Origin of the sequence: uncultured Pontibacter sp. (genome assembly GCF_947499215.1) — a bacterium.
Lineage (GTDB): Bacteria > Bacteroidota > Bacteroidia > Cytophagales > Hymenobacteraceae > Pontibacter.
The window spans coordinates 187,125-206,199 of sequence record NZ_CANMNI010000001.1 but is presented as its reverse complement, the minus strand read 5'-3'; the positions used below and the strand labels follow the sequence as shown (position 1 = coordinate 206,199).

Here is a 19,075-nt window from a genome sequence, read left to right as displayed (position 1 = left end):
AAGTTATAAAGCAGAAGAGCCGCTGACATTTCAGCGGCTCTTCTGCTTTTAAGGTATAGGTCTTTTTAAGCGATCTGCCTTAAGTCTACAGGTATAACACGCGATATACCTGCCTCGATCATGGTAATTCCATACATCACGTCCGTAGAGGCCATGGTGCGCTTGTTGTGCGTTACCACAATAAACTGCGACTCGTTGGAGAAGGTGCGGATGATGTTATTGAACTTGTCGATGTTTGCATCATCCAGCGGTGCGTCTACTTCGTCGAAGATACAGAATGGTGCCGGCTTGAGCAGGTAGATGGCGAAGAGGAGGGAGATGGCAGTCAAGGTCTTCTCTCCACCTGACAGTTGGTTGATCGTCAGCGGTCTTTTTCCTTTAGGCTGCGCCATGATCTCAATGCGTGAGTCCAGCGGATTCTTTGGATCAGTGAGCACCAGATCGCAATTGTCCTCCTCGGTAAACAGGCTGCGGAACACGCGTATAAAGTTCTGCTTAATCTCATTAAATGATGACAGGAATTTCTCTTTGGCTACCGTGTCGATTTCGTTGATCGTGTCGATCAAGGCGTTTTTGGCATTCACCAAGTCGTCTCGCTGTTCGGTGATGAACTTGTTGCGCTCTTCGATCTCGACGTAAGCTTCGGCAGCCATGGCGTTTACAGGCCCCATTTTATCTAGTACCGATTTCGCCTCAGCAATGTTCTTGCTCAGTTCTTCGTTGCTCAGTTGGAAAAGGCCATCGTGCTCCAGTTCAGGTATAGGCTGCTCCAGATCCTCGGTGGATATGTTAAACTCAGCTGCCAGACGCTCCTGCACCGACACCAACTTAATCTTCGTGTCGTTGATGGCCTGCTGCATTCGCATCAGGAGTTCATCGGCATTCTGGCGCTTGCGCTGTAGTTCTCGAATGGTCTTGTCCTTCTCATCCAGTTCACCGCGCAGGCTGAAGTACTTTTTCTCCACAGCATCCAGTTCGTAGCCGAACTCACGGCGGGCTTCGATCATGGCCTCTACCAGCGCCTCGTTCTCTTCAATAAACTCAGTCGCCAACACGGTTTCCTCTTCTGACTTTTCCAATTCCTGACGAAGTCCCGTTATACGCTCCTGATTGGTTTCAACCGTTTTCTGCTTATAGCTAATTTCCTGCTGAAGACTACCGAAGCGGTTTTTTAGCTGATGGAACTGAATGTTCTCTTGGTTATACATACCAGAGATCACTGTAATCTGCTCTTGCTGCTGGTTGATCTGGGAGTTGAGTACCGCCAAGCGCTCTTCCAGCTGCTTCAGCTCCTGCATGTCCTCCTCAGCCTGCGGCGAAACCTGCTGACTCTGCACGTACAAGTCGTCGAGACGCTGCTGTAGCTCCTGCTGCTTCTGGTCGAAGTTTTTGCGATTCTGCTGGTGCTGCTCGTTTTTGATGCGGATCGTCAGGAGGTCCTGCTGCTGCTTGGCAACTTCCTTTTCGAGCTGCTTAATAGCCTCTTTCTGCGATTCGCTCTTATAGTTGAGCAGAATCTGTTGCTGGGCATTCACACGGCTCTGCATCAACTCCGCTTCCTGCTGCAGTTGCTCCAACTCCTCAGCCAGCTTCTCGAGGTTTTGCTTTCGACCCAGTCGGCTACCGTCGAAAAGGCCCACTGAACCGCCTGAAAGACTTAAAGGTTTCTTAATTGCCGAGCCGTCTTTCAAGATGATCGTGCGGTAGTCCTCGGTTGAGAAGTCCTCTTCGGTCTCATCGCTGATATAGACGTTGCGAAGCATATACTTGAGGAGACTGCCATACTTCTTATCAGCCTTCACCACCTCATAGGCCGCTTTTAGGCTGCCATCGCTGAACGTTGCCGTCGGTTCAAGCTCCTCTATTTCGGTGAGGATAATGAAGTTCGCTCTGCCTTTGTTGTGCTGCTTGAGCAAGGCAATGGCCTCCACGGCATCCTGTAGCTCTTCCACTACAAAAAAGTTCATGTAAGGCTCGAGGTAACTTTCTATAAGCGACTTATAATCAGGCTCACAAACGATGATATCGGAAAGGAGAGGGGCAGGCTTGCGCCATTTATCGGACTGTGCCAGATACTTGATCGCCTCGGGGAAGCCCTCCATGTTCTCCACCAGTGACTTGGTCAGGTTATACTGGTTTTGTCGGGCATCAAGCGTTCGGTTCAGCTCGACAAACTGCCCTTTTAGAATCTCTATATCGCCCTCTGTTCTCTCGATATTCTGTAGCAGCGACTCCTCTTTGGCCTGCAGTCGCACCAGTTCGGATGTCTTATCCTCCAACTCGGCCTGTGCCTCTTGCAGCTGTTCCGCAAGTATAGCCGCATCTTCATCAGCTGTGAGTTGTTGCTGACGCAACTGGTCCAAGTCATTCGTCAGGTTCTGAATTTGTACCTGACTAATTTCAAGGGACTTATTTAACTGGAACACGGCATTCTGCTTCGTGCGCTGCTCCTGTGTCAGTTCTTGATAAGCCTCCTGCATACTCTGTTTCTGTTCGTTGGCTTCCTGCAACTGCTCTTTGAGTGCGCTTACCTGTTCTTCAGCACCCGCAAAGCCATCCTGCACCTCTAGCAGTTCATCGCGCAGCTCCACAATGCTCTCTTGGGTATGCTCCAGATTGGCCGTGTCCTGGCTGATCTGCTGACGAAGTTGCGTCATGCGCTCTTTCAGGAAGTTGCTTCGCTCAGACTTCAGTTTGATATCGTTCTCCAATTGGCGCAATTTGGCTGTTTGCACCTGCATGGTTTTCTGCATTTCAGCCAGCTGCTCTTGCGTCTGGTTCAGTTCAGCTTTCTGATCAGCTATAGCATCTTCGGCCTCTGTGACGGCCAGCACATACCCCTCTTTCAAGTTGGTCTCCTGCTGCAAATCTTGGTCTAAGCGCTGCAGCGTATGCTGATATTGCTCAATGTTGCGGCGCGAAAACTCCAGACTGTATTTCTTATAGTCATTCTTTAACTGGAAGTACTTAATCGCCTGTTTGGCTTGACGTTCCAGTGTCTTCATATTCTTGCCGATCTCAAACAGAACGTCTTCGACACGCTCTAAGTCTGCATCAGTCTCCTCCAGTTTTTTGAGGGTTTGCTTCTTGCGCACACGAAACTTGGAAATACCAGCTGCCTCTTCAAAAAGCAAGCGACGCGAGTTTTCTTTGTCGTTCAAGATCTCGTCCACCATCTTGAGCTCGATGATGGCATAACTGTCAGAGCCTATACCTGTGTCTAGGAAGAGTTCATTAATATCCTTGAGACGGCAGGTCACGCCGTTGAGCATATATTCGCTATCCCCGTTACGATAGTACTTGCGCGTAACGGTTACCTGTGAGTACTCAGTAGGGAGGATGCCCTTGTTGTTGTCGAAGGTGATGGATACCTCCGCCATTTGCACGGGCTTACGGGTTTTGGAGCCGTTAAAGATTACGTTCTCCATTTTGTCGGAGCGCAGGTTGCGGGTTTTCTGCTCTCCTAGCACCCAGCGTATGGCGTCTACGATGTTGGACTTGCCGCAACCGTTCGGGCCTACGATACCTGTAATACCCTCATCAAAATTGATGACGACGCGGTCGCCAAAACTCTTGAATCCTTTAATTTCTAATCTTGATACTTGCATTCGCGTCAGCGGAATCTATTCAAACTAAACTCAAAAATAAGACTAATTTGTTTACCATAGCGCACCACAGCAGTATAAATATGAGTGAAGTATGTGGGCAGAATACTTTATTTCTGCTATATTTGATAAGATACTGACAGCATGGAAGATTTTAAACTGATCCTATACATATTGGCCATTGTAGCATATTTCATCTACACGGCTTGGCGCAAAGCGTTTAAGACGCCTGATGACGATGGGCGCCCTGACGCACCGCAGGAGCAGCCACAGCGTGAACGGCCCGCGCCAAGGCCCATATCTACCCAGCAGCCACAGCCACGGCAGCAGCAAAGGCCATCGGCACCCGCCACTTCCTTCGAGGATATTTTGCGGGAAATGCAGACAAAGATGGAGCGGGTAAATGAGCAGAACAGACCACCTGTGGAAAAGCCAAAACCAGTTTTACAGCCTGTTATGCAGCCTGCAGCAAAAGAGCGTGTACCTATGCGAGCGCTTTCTCTGGAGGATCCTGAGCAAGCCCGTCTTTATAACAAGAAGAGGAAAGATAGAATAGAAGCCGCTGACGCGCTATATGAAATAAAGAAGCAGGAGAGAAAAGTAGTACCGAACGTGTATGGAGAACTGCTGCACAACCCCCAATCGATCCGTCAGGCGTTCATTTTATCAGAGATTTTCAATAGGAAGCAGTACTAAGGCTTTGCTGAATTAATAATTAGAAATAAAGAATTAAGAATGAAGTAACCGTTTCTCTGTATTCTTAGTTCTAAATTGAAAAATACTTCAACTAGCTATGGTACTATTAAGTGAAGACAGTACCTATAAATACTGCGTTAGAGCATAAGCTAAAATGTTAGCGCCCATTTGAAGTGACTCTTGCCGTTTATTCTCAGGGTCGTTATGTACCTCTGCGTCTTCCCATCCATTTCCTAAATCAGTTTCGTAGGTATAAAAGCATACCAGTCTGCCTTTGTGTATGATAGCGAAGCCCTGTGGTGGCTTGTTATCGTGCTCGTGTATCTTGGGTAAGCCATTCTTGAACACATATTTTTGGCTGTATATCGGATGGTCGAAGGGAAGCTCCACAAACTCATATTCCGGAAACACCTTTTTCATTTCCTTGCGGATGTACTGATCGAGTCCATAGTTGTCGTCGATGTGCAGGAAGCCTCCGCTAATGAGGTAGTTGCGAAGGTTCTGCGCCTCGGCATCCGAAAAAACCACGTTGCCATGTCCCGTCATGTGTACGAAAGGGTAGCTGAACAGTTCAGGGCTTCCCACTTCTACAACGGCCTCTTCTGGGGCAATGTTCATGTTCAAATTCTGATTGCAGAAGCGAATCAAGTTGGGCAATGCCGTTTTATTCGCATACCAGTCACCGCCACCGTTATACTTGAGCTTGGCTATTTTAAAGCTATACTTTTGCTGAGCGGCTATCAGACCGCAACACAGGATAATGCAAATACATAAAATGGTTCGCTTCATGGCTTCTTTCGCTATGATAAGGGGGCGTAAATGTCGTGCAGCACGTTTAGGGTATGGCAAGCTACCAGTGCGGCAGTTTCCGTTCTGAGGCGGCTCTGACCCAGCGTCACGGGTTTTATACCTAGGGCATAGGCTGCTTGGATTTCCTCATGTGAGAAATCTCCCTCAGGCCCAATCAGAATGCAATGTTGTCTGTCAGGTCTGTAATACTCCCTGATCGACTTGGTGGCATCATCTTCTAAGTGCGCAATAAAGGTGTCCTCAGGTATACAGGTTTTAATGAAATGCTGAAATGGAGTCATGTCATTTAAAAGAGGCATAAAGCCTTTCTGTGACTGCTTCATAGCGCTTACGGCTATTTTCTCGACACGGTCCAACCGCAATTGCTTTCGCTCTGAATGCTCACATTCCAGAAAAGTGATGGCACTCACGCCAATCTCTACTGCTTTTTCTACAAACCACTCGATGCGGTCCATATTCTTGGTCGGCGCCACGGCGATGTGCACGTAGTAGGGGAGCTTGCCGTATTCGATCTGCTTGTCAATCACCTGCAGCTGGCACTTCTTCTGATGCGCATCCTGAATTATAGCTGTATACCTTACCCCACGCCCGTCCACAAGGTATACCGTGTCGCCTTGCTGCAAGCGCAAGACACGCGTGCAATGCTTCGATTCGTCTTCGGAAAGGGTATAATGGTCGGTTGCTATGTCGGGGGTGTAGAATAAATGCATTTTTTACTCTTGACGGAAGTTTGTTACTTTTGTTTAATTTTGACAATATGTTCCTACTGGAAAAAGGTTTTTCAAAATTTTTGATTCCTATCTTAACCATAGCCGCTACTTTATATATTATAGGTATAGCTAAGTATGGCTTAGGCTTAACGTCTGATTCAATATCTTATTGGGCATCCGCTGAAAGTCTGTACTTAAACAAAAATCTATATCTTCCTTTTAGACGGGAGTATCTTTCAGATTGGCCCCCCTTCTTTAGCATTATCCTTTCAACTGGGTATTTTCTTAAGTCTGAGTATATATTTTCTTATTACGGATTTTTAAATGCGGCTATTTATATTCTTGTCGTTTATAATTTCTCAAAACTTGCTTTTCGGTTAACAGAATCTAAATTGCTGTGTGTTTTAAGCACTATAGTGCTCATAATTTCTCCTCCCGTCTATAAGACTTTTTCTTACTTATGGTCCGAACCTGCTTTTATTCTGATTACACTTTTATTCATAATAAACCTCAATCAGTATGTAACACACCAAGCTAGAAGATTTTTTTATTTAAGCCTGATCTTGGCAAGTCTTAGCGCGCTCACAAGGTACGTAGGTGTTATAAATTTAGCATTAGCTGGACTAATTATTTTATTCTTTACAAATGGCAACCAACTTGCGAAGTTCAAGAAGTGTATAGTTTTTGTTGCCCTCTCTTCTTTTCCTCTTATCCTGTGGTTATTTAGGAATTATGCCATAAACTCTACTTTGACTGGCTCTGGCAGAACAACTGAATTGACAAATGTTACATACACCGTACTTCAGTTTGCCAATGCCTGCTGGGAGTGGTTTCTTCCACCTTTGACTTTCAGGTATGGCGGTGTTATCACCTTTCTAGTAACTGCTTTGGTATTCACTATATTGATAATCAAAATACTTATAGCTATAAATTTAAGAGTAAAACAATGGAGACTGCTGCTAATATTGCTTATTTATACAATAAGCCACTTGGCGATAGTTTTAATGTCCGCCATGTTGCAGTCAAGCGATGCTCCTAACTATAGGTTAACGGCTCCTGCTTTTGTCACTTTCTTATTGCTTATTACCTATAGTGTTAAATTTTTGCCCCTTAGCAGTAGATATACTTATAAAGCAGGGTTTTTCCTAGTATTATGCTTAATAATAACTTATAACCTGTTTGCGTACCTGCACTACATTAAAAGATCCAGAGAAGCAGGAGTTTTAGGGTATAGCGATCTGAGTACAAGGAGCTCCGAGCTTATCAAAGCAGCTAAAAGCTTCGATGCCAGCTTATACACGTTCAGGGAGCCCATATTATATTCAAATTTTGCAGAAAAGCTTTATGTGAATGATGTGTATGGGGTATATAGGGTAACAGGCGGACCGAAAGGTAGAATTAGTGAAAACTTTAAAAAAAGAACTGATTATAAAATTGTTATTTGGTTTGGTGACCTGCCTAAGTTGCGAGAACTGGTAGAGACTCATCTGCCCGAGTACGATATCACCAAGGTTAGTAAATACAATGATGGCGTTATTGTTACATTAGCTTTAAATGAGCGATAGACTAGGCTATAAAGCAAAAAAGCCTCCCCGCCGAAGCAAGGAGGCTTTCTATACCTAATAAAAAGGATTAGTCAATAGAAACCTCTACCTGCGGGGCTCCTGCCAAGATGTCTTCGTTTGCGTAGTCAGCATATTTGCTGAAGTTTTTCACAAACTTAGAAGCAAGGTCAGTAGCCTTCGCATCGTACTCCTCCTTGTTAGACCACGTGTTGCGCGGGTTCAGGATTTCATTTGGTACGTGTGGGCATTCGTTTGGCATTTCCACACCGAATATAGGGTGCTTGGTGTATTCCACGTTGTCAAGCTCGCCATTCAGGGCAGCCGTAATCATGGCACGGGTATAAGGCAGCTTCATGCGCGAGCCAACGCCGTAAGGACCACCTGTCCAGCCAGTGTTCACCAGCCATACGTTCACGTTATTCTCATTCATTTTCTGGCCCAGCATCTCGGCGTACTTGGTTGGGTGCAACGGTAGGAAGGCGGCACCAAAGCAAGCAGAGAAAGTGGTTTGAGGCTCCGTAACTCCAACCTCTGTACCTGCTACTTTCGCTGTATAGCCGGAAATGAAGTGGTACATGGCTTGGCTCGTGTTCAATTTAGAGATCGGAGGCAGTACGCCAAACGCATCAGCGGTCAGGAAGAAGATATTCTTCGGAATATCCGCTCTGGATGGCTCTACTGCGTTGTCGATGTGGTGAATAGGATAAGCAGTACGGGTGTTCTCCGTTACAGACTTGTTCTCATAATCCACTGTGCGTGTTCCCTCAACAAAGCGGGTGTTCTCCACAATAGCGCCAAAACGGATGGCATCCCAGATCTGAGGCTCTTTTTCGTGCGTTAGGTCGATCACTTTGGCGTAGCAGCCACCCTCGAAGTTGAATACGCTGTCTGCTGTCCAGCCGTGCTCGTCGTCACCGATCAGGCCACGGTGCGGGTCAGCGGAAAGGGTAGTCTTGCCAGTACCTGACAGACCGAAGAAAATAGCCGTGTCACCTTCTCTGCCTACGTTTGCCGAGCAGTGCATAGACAGGGTGTTCTTTTCTTCAGGCAGGATGTAGTTCAACACCCCGAATATACCTTTCTTCATCTCACCAGCATAGCCTGTACCACCGATCAGGATGATGTTACGGGTGAAGTTGATGATGGCAAAGTTAGCTTGGCGGGTGCCATCTACTTCAGGATCGGCCTCAAATTCAGGGGCGCAGATAATGGTGAACTCAGGATTGTGGTCTTTAAGCTCTTCTTGCGTTAAACGCAGGAACATATTGTTGCAGAAGAGGTTATGCCATGCCTGTGTGTTAACGATGCGCAGGTTCAGACGATAATCAGGGTGTGCACCGGCATAGGCGTCACGCACATATAGACGACGGTCTTTCAGAAAATCAACCATCTTGTTGTACAAGTTGTCGAATTTCTCTGGGTCGAAGGCGATGTTGATGTCACCCCACCACACTGTATTCTCGGTTTTGGCGTCTTTCACAACAAAGCGGTCCTTTGGAGAGCGACCCGTGAATTTGCCTGTGTCACACATTAGTGCCCCAGTGTCTGTCAGCACGCCTTCGCCGTTTTTAAGTGCCTCTTCTACCAACTCAGCAGGAGTGAGGTTCCAAAGTACTTCCTGCGCTTCTTTGATGCCCAGGCTTTCAAGACCAACTGTACCTGATTTATTACCAGATTCTTTCATTTGAAAATAAAGGGTTTAAGTGAAGTTTTGTTTCACAACTGTGGTACAAAAATATAAAATATTAGATATTTAAATAAGATAAGAGGCATTAATTAAAAAAGGAACCGTTCAGCGTGCCGTAAGCCAAAAAATATTTGTCTGTGTTCGTTTAAACCGATATATTTACCTTCTTTGTACGCTCAACTAAACTAAACAATCAATTAACAAAAACCTATGTCTTATAAAGAACATACGCTTACAGACCAAGTAAGTGAGCAAAATGCCCCGATTGGCGCTGATCCGACCGGACCAGAGATGTTCGGGCATCCGAAAGGACTGTTTTATCTGTTCTTCGCTGAACTCTGGGAACGCTTCAGTTTTTACGGTATGCGTGCCCTGCTGGTGCTATACATGGTAAATAACCTGTTTGAGTCTTTTTCAAATCGTGATGAAATAGCAATTGGTATCTACGCAGCTTATGGCGCCTTAGTTTATGCGACGCCTGTAATTGGCGGCATGATTGCCGATAAACTGCTGGGTTATCGAAAAGCTATTATGCTGGGTGCCGTCTTGATGGCGCTAGGCCACTTTGCCTTGGCTATCGAGCATCCTATTTTCTTCTACGGTTCTCTTGCCCTTTTGATTGTAGGTAACGGTTTCTTTAAGCCAAATATTTCAACTTTGGTAGGAACGCTCTACAAAGAAGGTGATACCCGTCGCGACGCCGGTTTCACTATTTTCTACATGGGTATCAATATCGGTGCTATGGTAGCCCCGCTTGTTTGTGGATGGTTAGGTATGACCTACGGCTGGCACTACGGCTTTGGAGCTGCTGGTATAGGTATGTTGCTAGGCTTGGTTATGTTCTGGCAGGGCGGCCGCAGTGGCGTGTTCGGTAGCAATGGCCTACCTCCGGAGCCAACTGTTATTAAGGAACGTGTTGCTGGTGTCACAAAAGAGGCTTGGGTAACAATATTAAGCTTCTTGTCGCTTCCTGTGTTCGGTTTACTGTTGTTCAATGGCACACTTGATCTACCAGGTTTCGGTGAAACTGTTTTTGATGGTTCGATCATGCACATTGTGATGAACTACATATTGCTTCCCGTTATCACGCTTGTGTTGATCTATAACTTGGTGAAAGTGGATAGCGTGGAACGTCAGCGCCTTTTTGTGGTGATTCTCCTTACTTTCTTCATTACGGTGTTCTGGTCATTCTTTGAGCAGGCGGGTTCATCCCTCACACTGTTTGCAGAGCGTAACGTGAATCTGACCTTTATGAATGCGGCTCAGACAAACTCAATTAACCCATTCTTTATCATATTATTTGCACTTCCTTTTTCAGCCATGTGGGTGTTTATGTCAAAGAGGGGCGTAAATCCGTTCACTCCGGTGAAGTTTGCACTAGGTATAGCACAGCTGGGTCTTGGCTTCCTGATCTTCGCTTGGAGCGCAAATTATGCGGATACAGATGGACGCGTATCAATCTGGTTCTTAATTCTAGGTTATATGTTCATCACTACGGGTGAACTGTTTATCTCACCTGTGGGCCTGTCTAAGGTGACGGAGCTTTCTCCTAAGAAGATCGTGGCTTTCATCATGGGTATTTGGTTCTTGTCTTCATCTTTCGCTCACTATATCGCAGGTCTAATCGCCCAGCTTACTGCCGTGAGCGGTGGTGAAGGCGAGGCTGCCACAGGTATGGCATCTCTCATGGTGTACACGGGCGTATTTGAGCAAATCGCTTATGTGGCCTTCGGCTTTGCCGTACTGGCCCTGCTGCTCACACCGATTATGCGTAAGTGGATGCACGGCATTCACTAATCTTAATAATAGTATAAAGCTAAAAGGCCTGCACATTTAATTGTGTAGGCCTTTTTGTTTTTATAATTCAATTTTTGATATTGCGAACCGATTTTAATGGCCTCTCTTTAAGCCTTTATACCCTTTAATAATTTCATATAGTACAATTTTACGTCTGTCATGTTTTCTTTTTTGATAAAGCGGCTATCTGCAGCCGCTCTATTGCTCCTTTGTGTATCCTGCGAAGTAGAGACCGTTGAAGTTCAGCCAAGGCCACCGGAACCTATTGCCGTTACTTATACCATCCCGCAGGGACAGCATACCACACAGAGCCCCTTTAAGTTTATAGAAAGCCCTGTGATGCGCTTTGAGGCAACATTTGACAATTCAGCTGTCTACGCAACAACAGATCCCAAGAATCAGGCTGACATCAACAAATTGTACGGCATGTCTGATTGCGGATCAGACCACCACAGTAACAGCGCCCGCTTTGGTTGGCGCTGGTACGCAAACAGGCTGGAGATACATGCCTATACCTATCAAAACAAAAAGCGTAACACAGCCTATATTACAACGGTTGAATTGGAGAAATCGAGTAGGTATGAGTTGGAAATAGGGGAGCGGGAGTATATTTTCCGCGTAAACGACACACAGGTTAGTATGCCACGGTTCTGTGTTGGCGCGGCTGGTCTTGGCTATCAGCTATACCCATATTTCGGCGGCGATGAAACGGCGCCGCATACGGTCACCATTCTAATCAAGGACTTGTAAGCTTGCCTGCCATACCCTGATAAAACATAAAGCCCCGGACCAATAGGCCCGGGGCTTTATACTTATTGTTCTATGGGAATGTTTGATTACATCATACCACCCATACCGCCCATGCCACCTGGCATGCCGGCTGGAGCTCCACCTTCCTCAGAAGGCTCTTCTGATACCACACACTCGGTAGTAAGCAGCAGACCAGCGATAGAAGCAGCGTTCTCAAGCGCAAGACGCGTAACCTTGGTTGGGTCAATGATACCGGCCGCAAACATGTTCTCATACTTGTCATCACGAGCATTGTAGCCATAGTCAGCTTTGCCTTCACGCACAGCCTGTACCACTACAGAACCTTCGCCACCAGCATTAGCTACGATCGTACGAAGCGGAGACTCTAATGCTGTTTTGATAATGCTCACACCTGTCTGCTCATCTGCGTTGTATACGTCGATGTTGTTCAGGGCATCCAGTGCACGGATCAAAGCAACACCACCACCGGCTACGATACCTTCTTCAACAGCAGCTCTTGTTGCGTGCAATGCATCGTCAACACGGTCTTTCTTCTCTTTCATCTCCACCTCAGTAGAAGCACCGATATAAAGGATGGCAACGCCACCAGAAAGCTTAGCCAGACGCTCCTGCAGTTTTTCCTTGTCATAGTCAGATGTAGTAGACTCCATCTGCGACTTGATCTGATTCACACGGGCTACGATATCATCTTTCTGACCAGCACCATTTACGATGGTCGTGTTGTCCTTATCGATAATTACCTTCTCAGCCTGACCTAGGTAGTCAAGTGTTGCGTTCTCCAGTTTGTAACCGCGCTCTTCAGAGATCACAGTACCACCAGTCAGGATCGCGATGTCTTCCAACATAGCTTTTCTGCGGTCACCGAAGCCAGGAGCCTTAACGGCAGCGATCTTCAGGGAACCACGCAGTTTGTTTACTACCAACGTAGCAAGTGCTTCACCGTCCACATCCTCAGATACAATTACAAGGCCTTTACCAGTCTGAACAACCTGCTCCAATACTGGAAGCAATTCCTTCATGGTAGAAACTTTCTTGTCGTAGATCAGGATATAAGGGTTGTCAAACTCAGCTTCCATCTTCTCTGCGTTGGTCACAAAGTAAGGGGAGAGGTAACCACGGTCAAACTGCATACCTTCTACAGTCTTCACCTCAGTCTCTGTACCTTTGGCTTCTTCCACAGTGATCACACCGTCTTTGCCAACTTTGTCCATCGCGTCTGCGATCATTTTACCGATCTCGGCGTCGTTGTTAGCAGAGATAGTACCTACCTGAGAGATCTCAGAAGAGTTCTCAATTTTCTTAGACTGCGAACGCAGGTTCTCTACTACAGCATGAACCGCCTTGTCGATACCACGCTTCAGGTCCATTGGGTTGGCACCAGCCGCTACGTTCTTAATGCCGGCTGTGTAGATAGCCTGAGCCAATACAGTGGCGGTAGTAGTACCGTCACCAGCTTGATCAGCAGTTTTAGAGGCTACTTCTTTTACCAGTTGCGCACCCATGTTTTCGATAGGGTCTTTCAGCTCGATTTCTTTCGCTACTGAAACACCGTCTTTCGTGATGGTAGGGGCACCGAATTTCTTATCGATGATTACGTTGCGGCCTTTTGGACCCAAGGTAACTTTTACAGCATTTGCCAGTTTGTCAACGCCAGACTTAATCTTGTGGCGAGCGTCCGCATCAAATGTGATGTTCTTAGCCATAGTTATATTGCTTTGGTTTTAATTAAATAGAATAGATTAAAGGATAGCCAAAAGATCTGACTCACGCATGATCAGGTAGTCGTTGCCATCAACTGAGATCTCAGTACCTGCGTACTTGCCATACAACACTTGGTCGCCTACTGCAACCTGTGGCTTCATCAGAGCGCCTTGCTCAGATACTTTGCCTTCGCCTACAGCCACGATTTCGCCGCGCTGTGGTTTCTCTTTAGCAGTGTCCGGGATGATGATGCCAGACTTCGTTTTTTCTTCTGCTGCAGCAGGAGCTACGATCACTCTGTCTGCTAATGGTTTAATGCTGATTGACATAGTTTGTTATGTTTTTATTTTTTGTGGTTAATGATTTAACGTTGAAACCATACAGCTTCTATCATTTCCTGTGCCAAGCCTCATTTTCTGCCATTTCAGGCCATTTTTTCAGTTTTGAGGAACTTTATACCTGACAAACCTGACAGGCTCTGTCAGATAAGGGACAGCTTGGAATGACAGTGTCAGAATGGAAGCGGTATGAAACAAAAAAGCCGACCCAAAAGGCCGGCTTCTCTTTATATTGGTTTTATGCTTACTTGGCAGTGTCAACCATTTCAGGAATATCAGCAGCACCCGGTATTGACATGTCTTCTTCACCTTCAGCACCCGGAAGGGCAGCAGGGGCAGCTGGCATACCAGACTGACGTGCACGCTCCTCATTCACGCTGCGGATAGTTGTGTCGCCTGATGTGTCGATCATCATGTGTGTGCTCAGTGTCAGGACAACTAAAGCGATGGCAAAGCCCCAAGTCAATTTCTCAAGCAGGTCGCCTGTGCGCTTCACACCCATTAGCTGGCTGGCACCGCCTCCGCCAAACTGGCTGGAAAGTCCACCGCCTTTAGGATTTTGAGCTAATACTACCAGTACAAGAAGTACGCAAATGAAAAGAATGATACTAATGAGGGCGATATACATTTTATGTTATGTTTTGTAATTTCTCTATCTGTTCGGCAAAGTAAGACTTTTTTTCCGGATATTTCAAAATAAGCTGCTCATAAATTTTAAGGGCTTTTTTGGTCTTACCCTGTTTGAGGAAGATGGAGGCTAGACTTTCGGAAGCCATCCCTTTCTTTATTTTAGAGCTCTTAAGCGACAAATCCTCCTGTGGTTCAGGCTTTAGCTTCACGCTGGCCATGGTCTTGAGCCTTGGGTTGAGCTTCAAAAACTGATCAATTATGTTAAGCTGATGGCTTAGTACATTGGCCGTTGGCTGTATCGCTTTTTCGAGTTCGTGGGTCTTGCTATATTCTAGGATAAGCTCAGGATGGAAACTTTGCGGTCGCGGACGGGTATAGTCGTCCTTCAGCTGCAGTACTTCGCCCATACGGCTAGATCCCATCGCGTAACCTAAAGCATCTTCGGCATATAGTCGATCAATCTCATCAAAGGAATAGTTGATCTCAGCATCCTCCGGCTTAATTACTGGCTGCTCTTCCTCCTCTTCAAATAGTTCTGACTCGCTGGTAGGAGGTAGTATGGCTGTCTCTTCAGGTATAGCAAGTGCTTTCTCAGTTACTTGCTCAGGCATAGGCTCTTCTGAAAACGCTTCTACCGTCTCAATATCGGCAACGTCGATAGTCTCTCCTTCCGACTCTTCAATTTCGTCAAGGGCTTCAGCCGTTTCTGCAAAATGGCCGACCTCTGTTTCCTGCTCGAGTTGATCTGTACTTGTCTCCTCTAATTCGCGCTCACTCAGCAAATCCGTTGAAGAGGAACTGATGCTATTGAATGTAAAGAGCAGGGCTAGTTCAGAGTCTATCTCCGCTTCGGGGTTCTCTTCCTCGACTACGTCTTCAATATCAGTTAGATAGGGCTCAGGGAGCGAAACAGTAGGAGTATATACCTCTTCCAAGGTTTCTTCCTGATCAGACATCTCCTCAGCTCTAGTTTCACCTACTGTTACAGCAGTGTCTACTTCTTGAATATTATCTGTATCATGAGCAGATAAATGATCATTTGTCAGTACTGCTTCGTCATCCTGCTCCTCAATAGGCTCATCTGCTATAGCCACAGTTTCCAAAATAGGAGAGGTGTAGATGATGCGCTTAAGCAACTGACGATCTGTGGCGTAGGATGAGGCACGGCGCAAGCGCTGGGTAGAGAGCATGCTGCCTTTGTCATAAGCTGATTTTGCCAGCAGCAAATGAGCCGTCTGGCAATAGGGGAAGGCGGCCGCCACCTGTTCCAGCTCATTTTGCTGCTGGTCAGTGATGTTGGATGCCTGCTGTATCAGTTTAAGAAAGGCGGATTTATTCATGTAAAGGGTGCTGTCGCTCAAAAATGACTACCAGTTGGCCACGCTCTTGTTAAATACTTCCGCTATAAGGCGCTCACTCATAAGTTCGATGGCTGAAGGCGGAATATTTGTAATATCCACATTCTGAGGAAAATCCTCCGTGATTGTAAACTGCTGATCAAAATCCTGCTCAGGGTCCTTTGTGTTCACAAAGCGAATCTGTACACCCATTGTCAGTCTGTTGAGCGTGGCTTGGTCGATGTTACCATCGCGCTGCACGGCGGCCGGCGTCAGTGTAAAGCTAATAATCTGTCCTTCCAATTGCAAATCGCCATCGCGCTGCAAAATGGTTAGATTGGTGTTTCGTTGATAATAGTTCTTAAAGTTGTTGGTAACGATTTGCGTTAAGTTAGAAGGACCTTCCCCAGCGCTGTTTTCAAAGTTTTGGATAGATATCGTCTTGACATCCGCCGATATCGTCGCACCCGTGAAAGAGTATACCCCGCAGGCATTGCAGCATAGCGCCACCAGTACTAGCAAGGATAAAGCAAGATGTTTAGTTCTCAATATCATACTGCTTGAGTTTTCGATATAATGTTCTTTCAGAAATCCCCAGATCACTGGCGGCGTACTTTCTTTTATTGTTGTGCTTCTTGAGGGCCTTCAGAATCATTTCTTTTTCTTTCGATTCAAGCGACAGGCTCTCTTCCTCTGTTTCGTGCGGAATATCCTCCACTTTCTCTTCGTAGTCGTCCTCGTCGCGGCTAGCCTGCTGCATGGGCAGGTAATAAGGCTCTGGCTGCTCACTAGACTTGTATGAGCGCACTTGGCCCACTTGTTCGATATTTTCAAACAAATGGCCATGCTCTTTCAACAATTCATGGTCGTTAGGCTGACGTGTCATTAACTCAAACACCAACTTCTTAAGTTCCGATACATCGCGGCGCATGTCGAAGAGCACTTTGTACAAAAGGTCACGCTCCGAGAAAGACTGATCTGCTCCCGGCTCTTTGGCTAACAAGGCAGGCACCTGACTACCGCCCTTTTCGCGTGGGAGGTAGTGGCGCAACTTGGCAGCGTCTATTTCACGGTCGTACTCTAGTACAGAAATTTGCTCTACAATATTCTTGAGCTGACGGATGTTGCCCGGGAAACGGAAGCTCAGCAGTTCCTCTACCGCATCAGGTGTCAGGGTGATGGGTTTCACACGGTAGCGCTCCGCAAAGTCAGAGGCGAATTTTCTGAAAAGCAGATATACGTCCTCTCCACGCTCGCGCAGAGAAGGTACCGTAATAGGCACCGTGTTGAGGCGGTAATATAGATCTTCACGGAAACGTCCTTTTTCAACCGCATTTAAGAGATTGACGTTAGTAGCAGCCACCACACGAACGTCTGTCTTTTGGACCTTCGAAGAGCCTACTTTTATAAACTCCCCGTTTTCCAGCACGCGGAGTAGGCGGGCTTGTGTGCCCAACGGCATTTCGCCGATCTCATCAAGGAAAATTGTGCCGCCGTCCGTTACTTCGAAATAACCCTTGCGGGTGTCTGTAGCTCCTGTAAAAGAGCCCTTCTCATGACCAAAGAGCTCAGAATCGATGGTGCCCTCTGGTATAGCGCCGCAGTTAATGGCAATGAACTGGCCATGCTTGCGCGGGCTGAGTTGGTGGATGATCTTGGAAAAAGACTCCTTGCCACTACCGCTCTCGCCTGTTATCAGTACCGTCATATCGGTAGGGGCCACCTGTGCCGCCACCTGTATGGCATAGTTCAGCAAAGGTGAATTGCCAATAATACCAAAGCGCTGTTTTATACTCTGTATATCGATATTGCGCATGTTTTATGAATTGAGATTTGGAGATGTGCAGATTTGAAAATGGTTTTGAAGAGCAAAGGATACTATCATTCATCTTCAATTTTCAAATTTTCAAATCTCCAAATTAGTCTACCGCTTCGCCAAAGAGTGTGCCTACGGAGCAGTCGTTAACCAATACGTTCACGTAGTCACCTTTCTTATAGTGCTTCTTGTCGAAGATCACGACCTTGTTTTGGTCGTTGCGTCCGCTCAACTGCTGGTCGGATTTCTTAGAGAAGTTCTCAACCAATACGCGGTGCACTTTGCCCACATCAAGCTTGTTGCGATTCAGGGAGCATTCGCGCTGTTTTTCAATGATCTCGGCAAGGCGACGCTTCTTCACTTCCAATGGGATGTCGTCCACCAACTTGCGGGCGGCCAATGTACCCGGGCGCTCGGAGTAGAAGAACATATAGGAGTAGTCGTACTGCACATAATCCATCAGCGAAAGCGTATCTTGATGCTCTTCCTCCGTCTCGGTGCAGAAGCCCGCAATCATGTCGGAAGAAATACCACATTCTTCGCCAAGTATAGCACGAATGGCATCCACACGGTTTAGGTACCACGCGCGATCATAAGTGCGGCTCATCAACTCCAGCACACGGGAATTGCCGCTTTGGGCGGGTAGGTGGATGTATTTGCAGATGTTGTCGTACTTTTTCATGGTATACAACACCTCATCCGTGATATCTTTCGGGTGGGAGGTAGAGAAGCGTACACGCAGCATTGGGCTGAGTTTCGCCACCATTTCAAGTAGCTGTGCAAAGTTTACCTGCTCTGTGCCGTCTTCTGAGGCCCACTTATAGGAGTCCACGTTCTGACCAAGCAGGGTAACCTCTTTGTAGCCCTGCGCCACCAACGCCTCGGCCTCTTTCACGATGGAATGGGCATCACGGCTGCGCTCACGCCCACGAGTAAACGGCACCACGCAGAAAGAACACATGTTGTCGCAACCACGCATGATGGAGATAAAGGCGCTTACGCCGTTGCTATTCAAACGGATCGGGTTAATATCGGCATAGGTTTCCTCACGGGAAAGCAGCACGTTCACCGCTTTTTGGCCACCATCAACTTCGTTGATCAAATTAGGCAGGTCGCGGTATGCGTCCGGACCAACTACCAGATCCACGATTTTTTCTTCCTCCAGAAGCGATTTTTTAAGACGTTCCGCCATGCAGCCGAGAATACCGATCACCATTTCCGGTTTCTTTTTCTTAAAGTAGTTGATCTGGCCCAAACGGTTGCGCACAGTTGTCTCCGCTTTCTCACGAATAGAACAGGTGTTCAGAAATACTACATCGGCATGCTCGATTTGCGCCGTGGTGTCGAAACCCTGCTCATGCATGATCGACGACACGATCTCACTGTCGGAGAAGTTCATCTGACAGCCATAGCTTTCAATGTAGAGTTTGCGTGTTTTGCCTGTATTGGTTTCTGCCGTCACCTTGGTGTCGCAAGACGCTGCCGCAGCGGCTTGTTCAGGGGTACGGTTATCTATAAAATCTAAATCAACGATTGGGTCCATGCTCTAAAATCTCTTTGCAGGTGCAAATATACTACAATCCCCTGTATTAACGTGACAGAATGGCAGAGG

15 protein-coding genes are annotated in these 19,075 nt (G+C 46.7%); 4 read left to right on the top strand and 11 right to left on the bottom strand.

Features of this window, described 5'->3' with window-relative positions; genetic code table 11:
* Window positions 1-65: 65 nt before the first annotated feature.
* Window positions 66-3,608, bottom strand: a complete 3,543-nt coding sequence (gene smc / locus Q1A04_RS00860; protein WP_299699883.1) for a chromosome segregation protein SMC — start codon at window positions 3,606-3,608, stop codon at window positions 66-68.
* 141 nt (window positions 3,609-3,749) lie between these two features.
* On the opposite strand from smc, the gene Q1A04_RS00855 reads away from it, so the two are divergent.
* On the top strand, window positions 3,750-4,301 hold the full coding sequence (locus Q1A04_RS00855) for a hypothetical protein (protein ID WP_299699880.1): 552 nt from the start codon (window positions 3,750-3,752) through the stop codon (window positions 4,299-4,301).
* Between the two features lie 123 nt (window positions 4,302-4,424).
* On the opposite strand, the gene Q1A04_RS00850 is transcribed toward Q1A04_RS00855, so the two are convergent.
* Both Q1A04_RS00850 and Q1A04_RS00845 read right to left on the bottom strand, forming a co-directional pair.
* The gene (locus tag Q1A04_RS00850) at window positions 4,425-5,090 is read right to left on the bottom strand and encodes a DUF4159 domain-containing protein (protein WP_299699878.1); all 666 of its coding nucleotides are present in this window, start codon (window positions 5,088-5,090) and stop codon (window positions 4,425-4,427) included.
* A gap of 11 nt (window positions 5,091-5,101) precedes the next feature.
* Entirely contained in the window at window positions 5,102-5,821 is a 720-nt protein-coding gene (locus Q1A04_RS00845) for a 16S rRNA (uracil(1498)-N(3))-methyltransferase (RefSeq protein ID WP_299699875.1), read from the bottom strand.
* Between the two features lie 47 nt (window positions 5,822-5,868).
* Between Q1A04_RS00845 and Q1A04_RS00840 the strand changes: the two genes are divergently transcribed.
* Window positions 5,869-7,386, top strand: coding sequence for a hypothetical protein (locus tag Q1A04_RS00840; RefSeq protein ID WP_299699872.1), 1,518 nt, complete (start codon window positions 5,869-5,871; stop codon window positions 7,384-7,386).
* Between the two features lie 67 nt (window positions 7,387-7,453).
* Here the strand turns inward: Q1A04_RS00840 and pckA are convergent, their stop codons facing one another.
* Window positions 7,454-9,070 carry a phosphoenolpyruvate carboxykinase (ATP) gene (pckA, locus tag Q1A04_RS00835; RefSeq protein ID WP_299699869.1) on the bottom strand — a complete coding sequence of 539 codons (1,617 nt, stop codon included), beginning with the start codon at window positions 9,068-9,070 and terminating at the stop codon, window positions 7,454-7,456.
* A 213-nt stretch (window positions 9,071-9,283) separates the two neighbouring features.
* On the opposite strand from pckA, the gene Q1A04_RS00830 reads away from it, so the two are divergent.
* Together Q1A04_RS00830 and Q1A04_RS00825 are read left to right on the top strand one after the other, a co-directional pair.
* Window positions 9,284-10,870: a peptide MFS transporter gene (locus Q1A04_RS00830; protein WP_299699866.1), complete on the top strand. Its 1,587-nt coding sequence runs from the start codon at window positions 9,284-9,286 to the stop codon at window positions 10,868-10,870.
* Window positions 10,871-11,029: 159 nt separating this feature from the next.
* Window positions 11,030-11,620 (top strand): hypothetical protein, encoded by a 591-nt coding sequence (locus Q1A04_RS00825; RefSeq protein ID WP_299699863.1) that lies wholly within the window; start codon window positions 11,030-11,032, stop codon window positions 11,618-11,620.
* An 86-nt stretch (window positions 11,621-11,706) separates the two neighbouring features.
* Here the strand turns inward: Q1A04_RS00825 and groL are convergent, their stop codons facing one another.
* From groL to miaB, 7 genes are all read right to left on the bottom strand, one after another.
* On the bottom strand, window positions 11,707-13,344 hold the full coding sequence (gene groL, locus Q1A04_RS00820; protein WP_299699861.1) for a chaperonin GroEL: 1,638 nt from the start codon (window positions 13,342-13,344) through the stop codon (window positions 11,707-11,709).
* A gap of 36 nt (window positions 13,345-13,380) precedes the next feature.
* Window positions 13,381-13,671 (bottom strand): co-chaperone GroES, encoded by a 291-nt coding sequence (groES, locus tag Q1A04_RS00815; protein WP_299699858.1) that lies wholly within the window; start codon window positions 13,669-13,671, stop codon window positions 13,381-13,383.
* Window positions 13,672-13,924: 253 nt separating this feature from the next.
* Window positions 13,925-14,308 (bottom strand): preprotein translocase subunit SecG, encoded by a 384-nt coding sequence (gene secG / locus Q1A04_RS00810; RefSeq protein ID WP_299699856.1) that lies wholly within the window; start codon window positions 14,306-14,308, stop codon window positions 13,925-13,927.
* 1 nt (window position 14,309) lies between these two features.
* Window positions 14,310-15,650, bottom strand: a complete 1,341-nt coding sequence (locus Q1A04_RS00805; protein WP_299699854.1) for a tetratricopeptide repeat protein — start codon at window positions 15,648-15,650, stop codon at window positions 14,310-14,312.
* Window positions 15,651-15,677: 27 nt separating this feature from the next.
* Window positions 15,678-16,202 carry an LptE family protein gene (locus Q1A04_RS00800; protein ID WP_299699852.1) on the bottom strand — a complete coding sequence of 175 codons (525 nt, stop codon included), beginning with the start codon at window positions 16,200-16,202 and terminating at the stop codon, window positions 15,678-15,680.
* A complete protein-coding gene (locus tag Q1A04_RS00795) occupies window positions 16,186-17,463 on the bottom strand; it encodes a sigma-54 dependent transcriptional regulator (protein WP_299699849.1) in 1,278 nt (425 codons plus the stop codon). Before Q1A04_RS00795 ends, Q1A04_RS00800 begins: the two co-directional genes overlap by 17 nt.
* 103 nt (window positions 17,464-17,566) lie before the next feature.
* Window positions 17,567-19,006, bottom strand: a complete 1,440-nt coding sequence (gene miaB, locus Q1A04_RS00790) for a tRNA (N6-isopentenyl adenosine(37)-C2)-methylthiotransferase MiaB (RefSeq protein ID WP_299699846.1) — start codon at window positions 19,004-19,006, stop codon at window positions 17,567-17,569.
* Window positions 19,007-19,075: the final 69 nt, after the last annotated feature.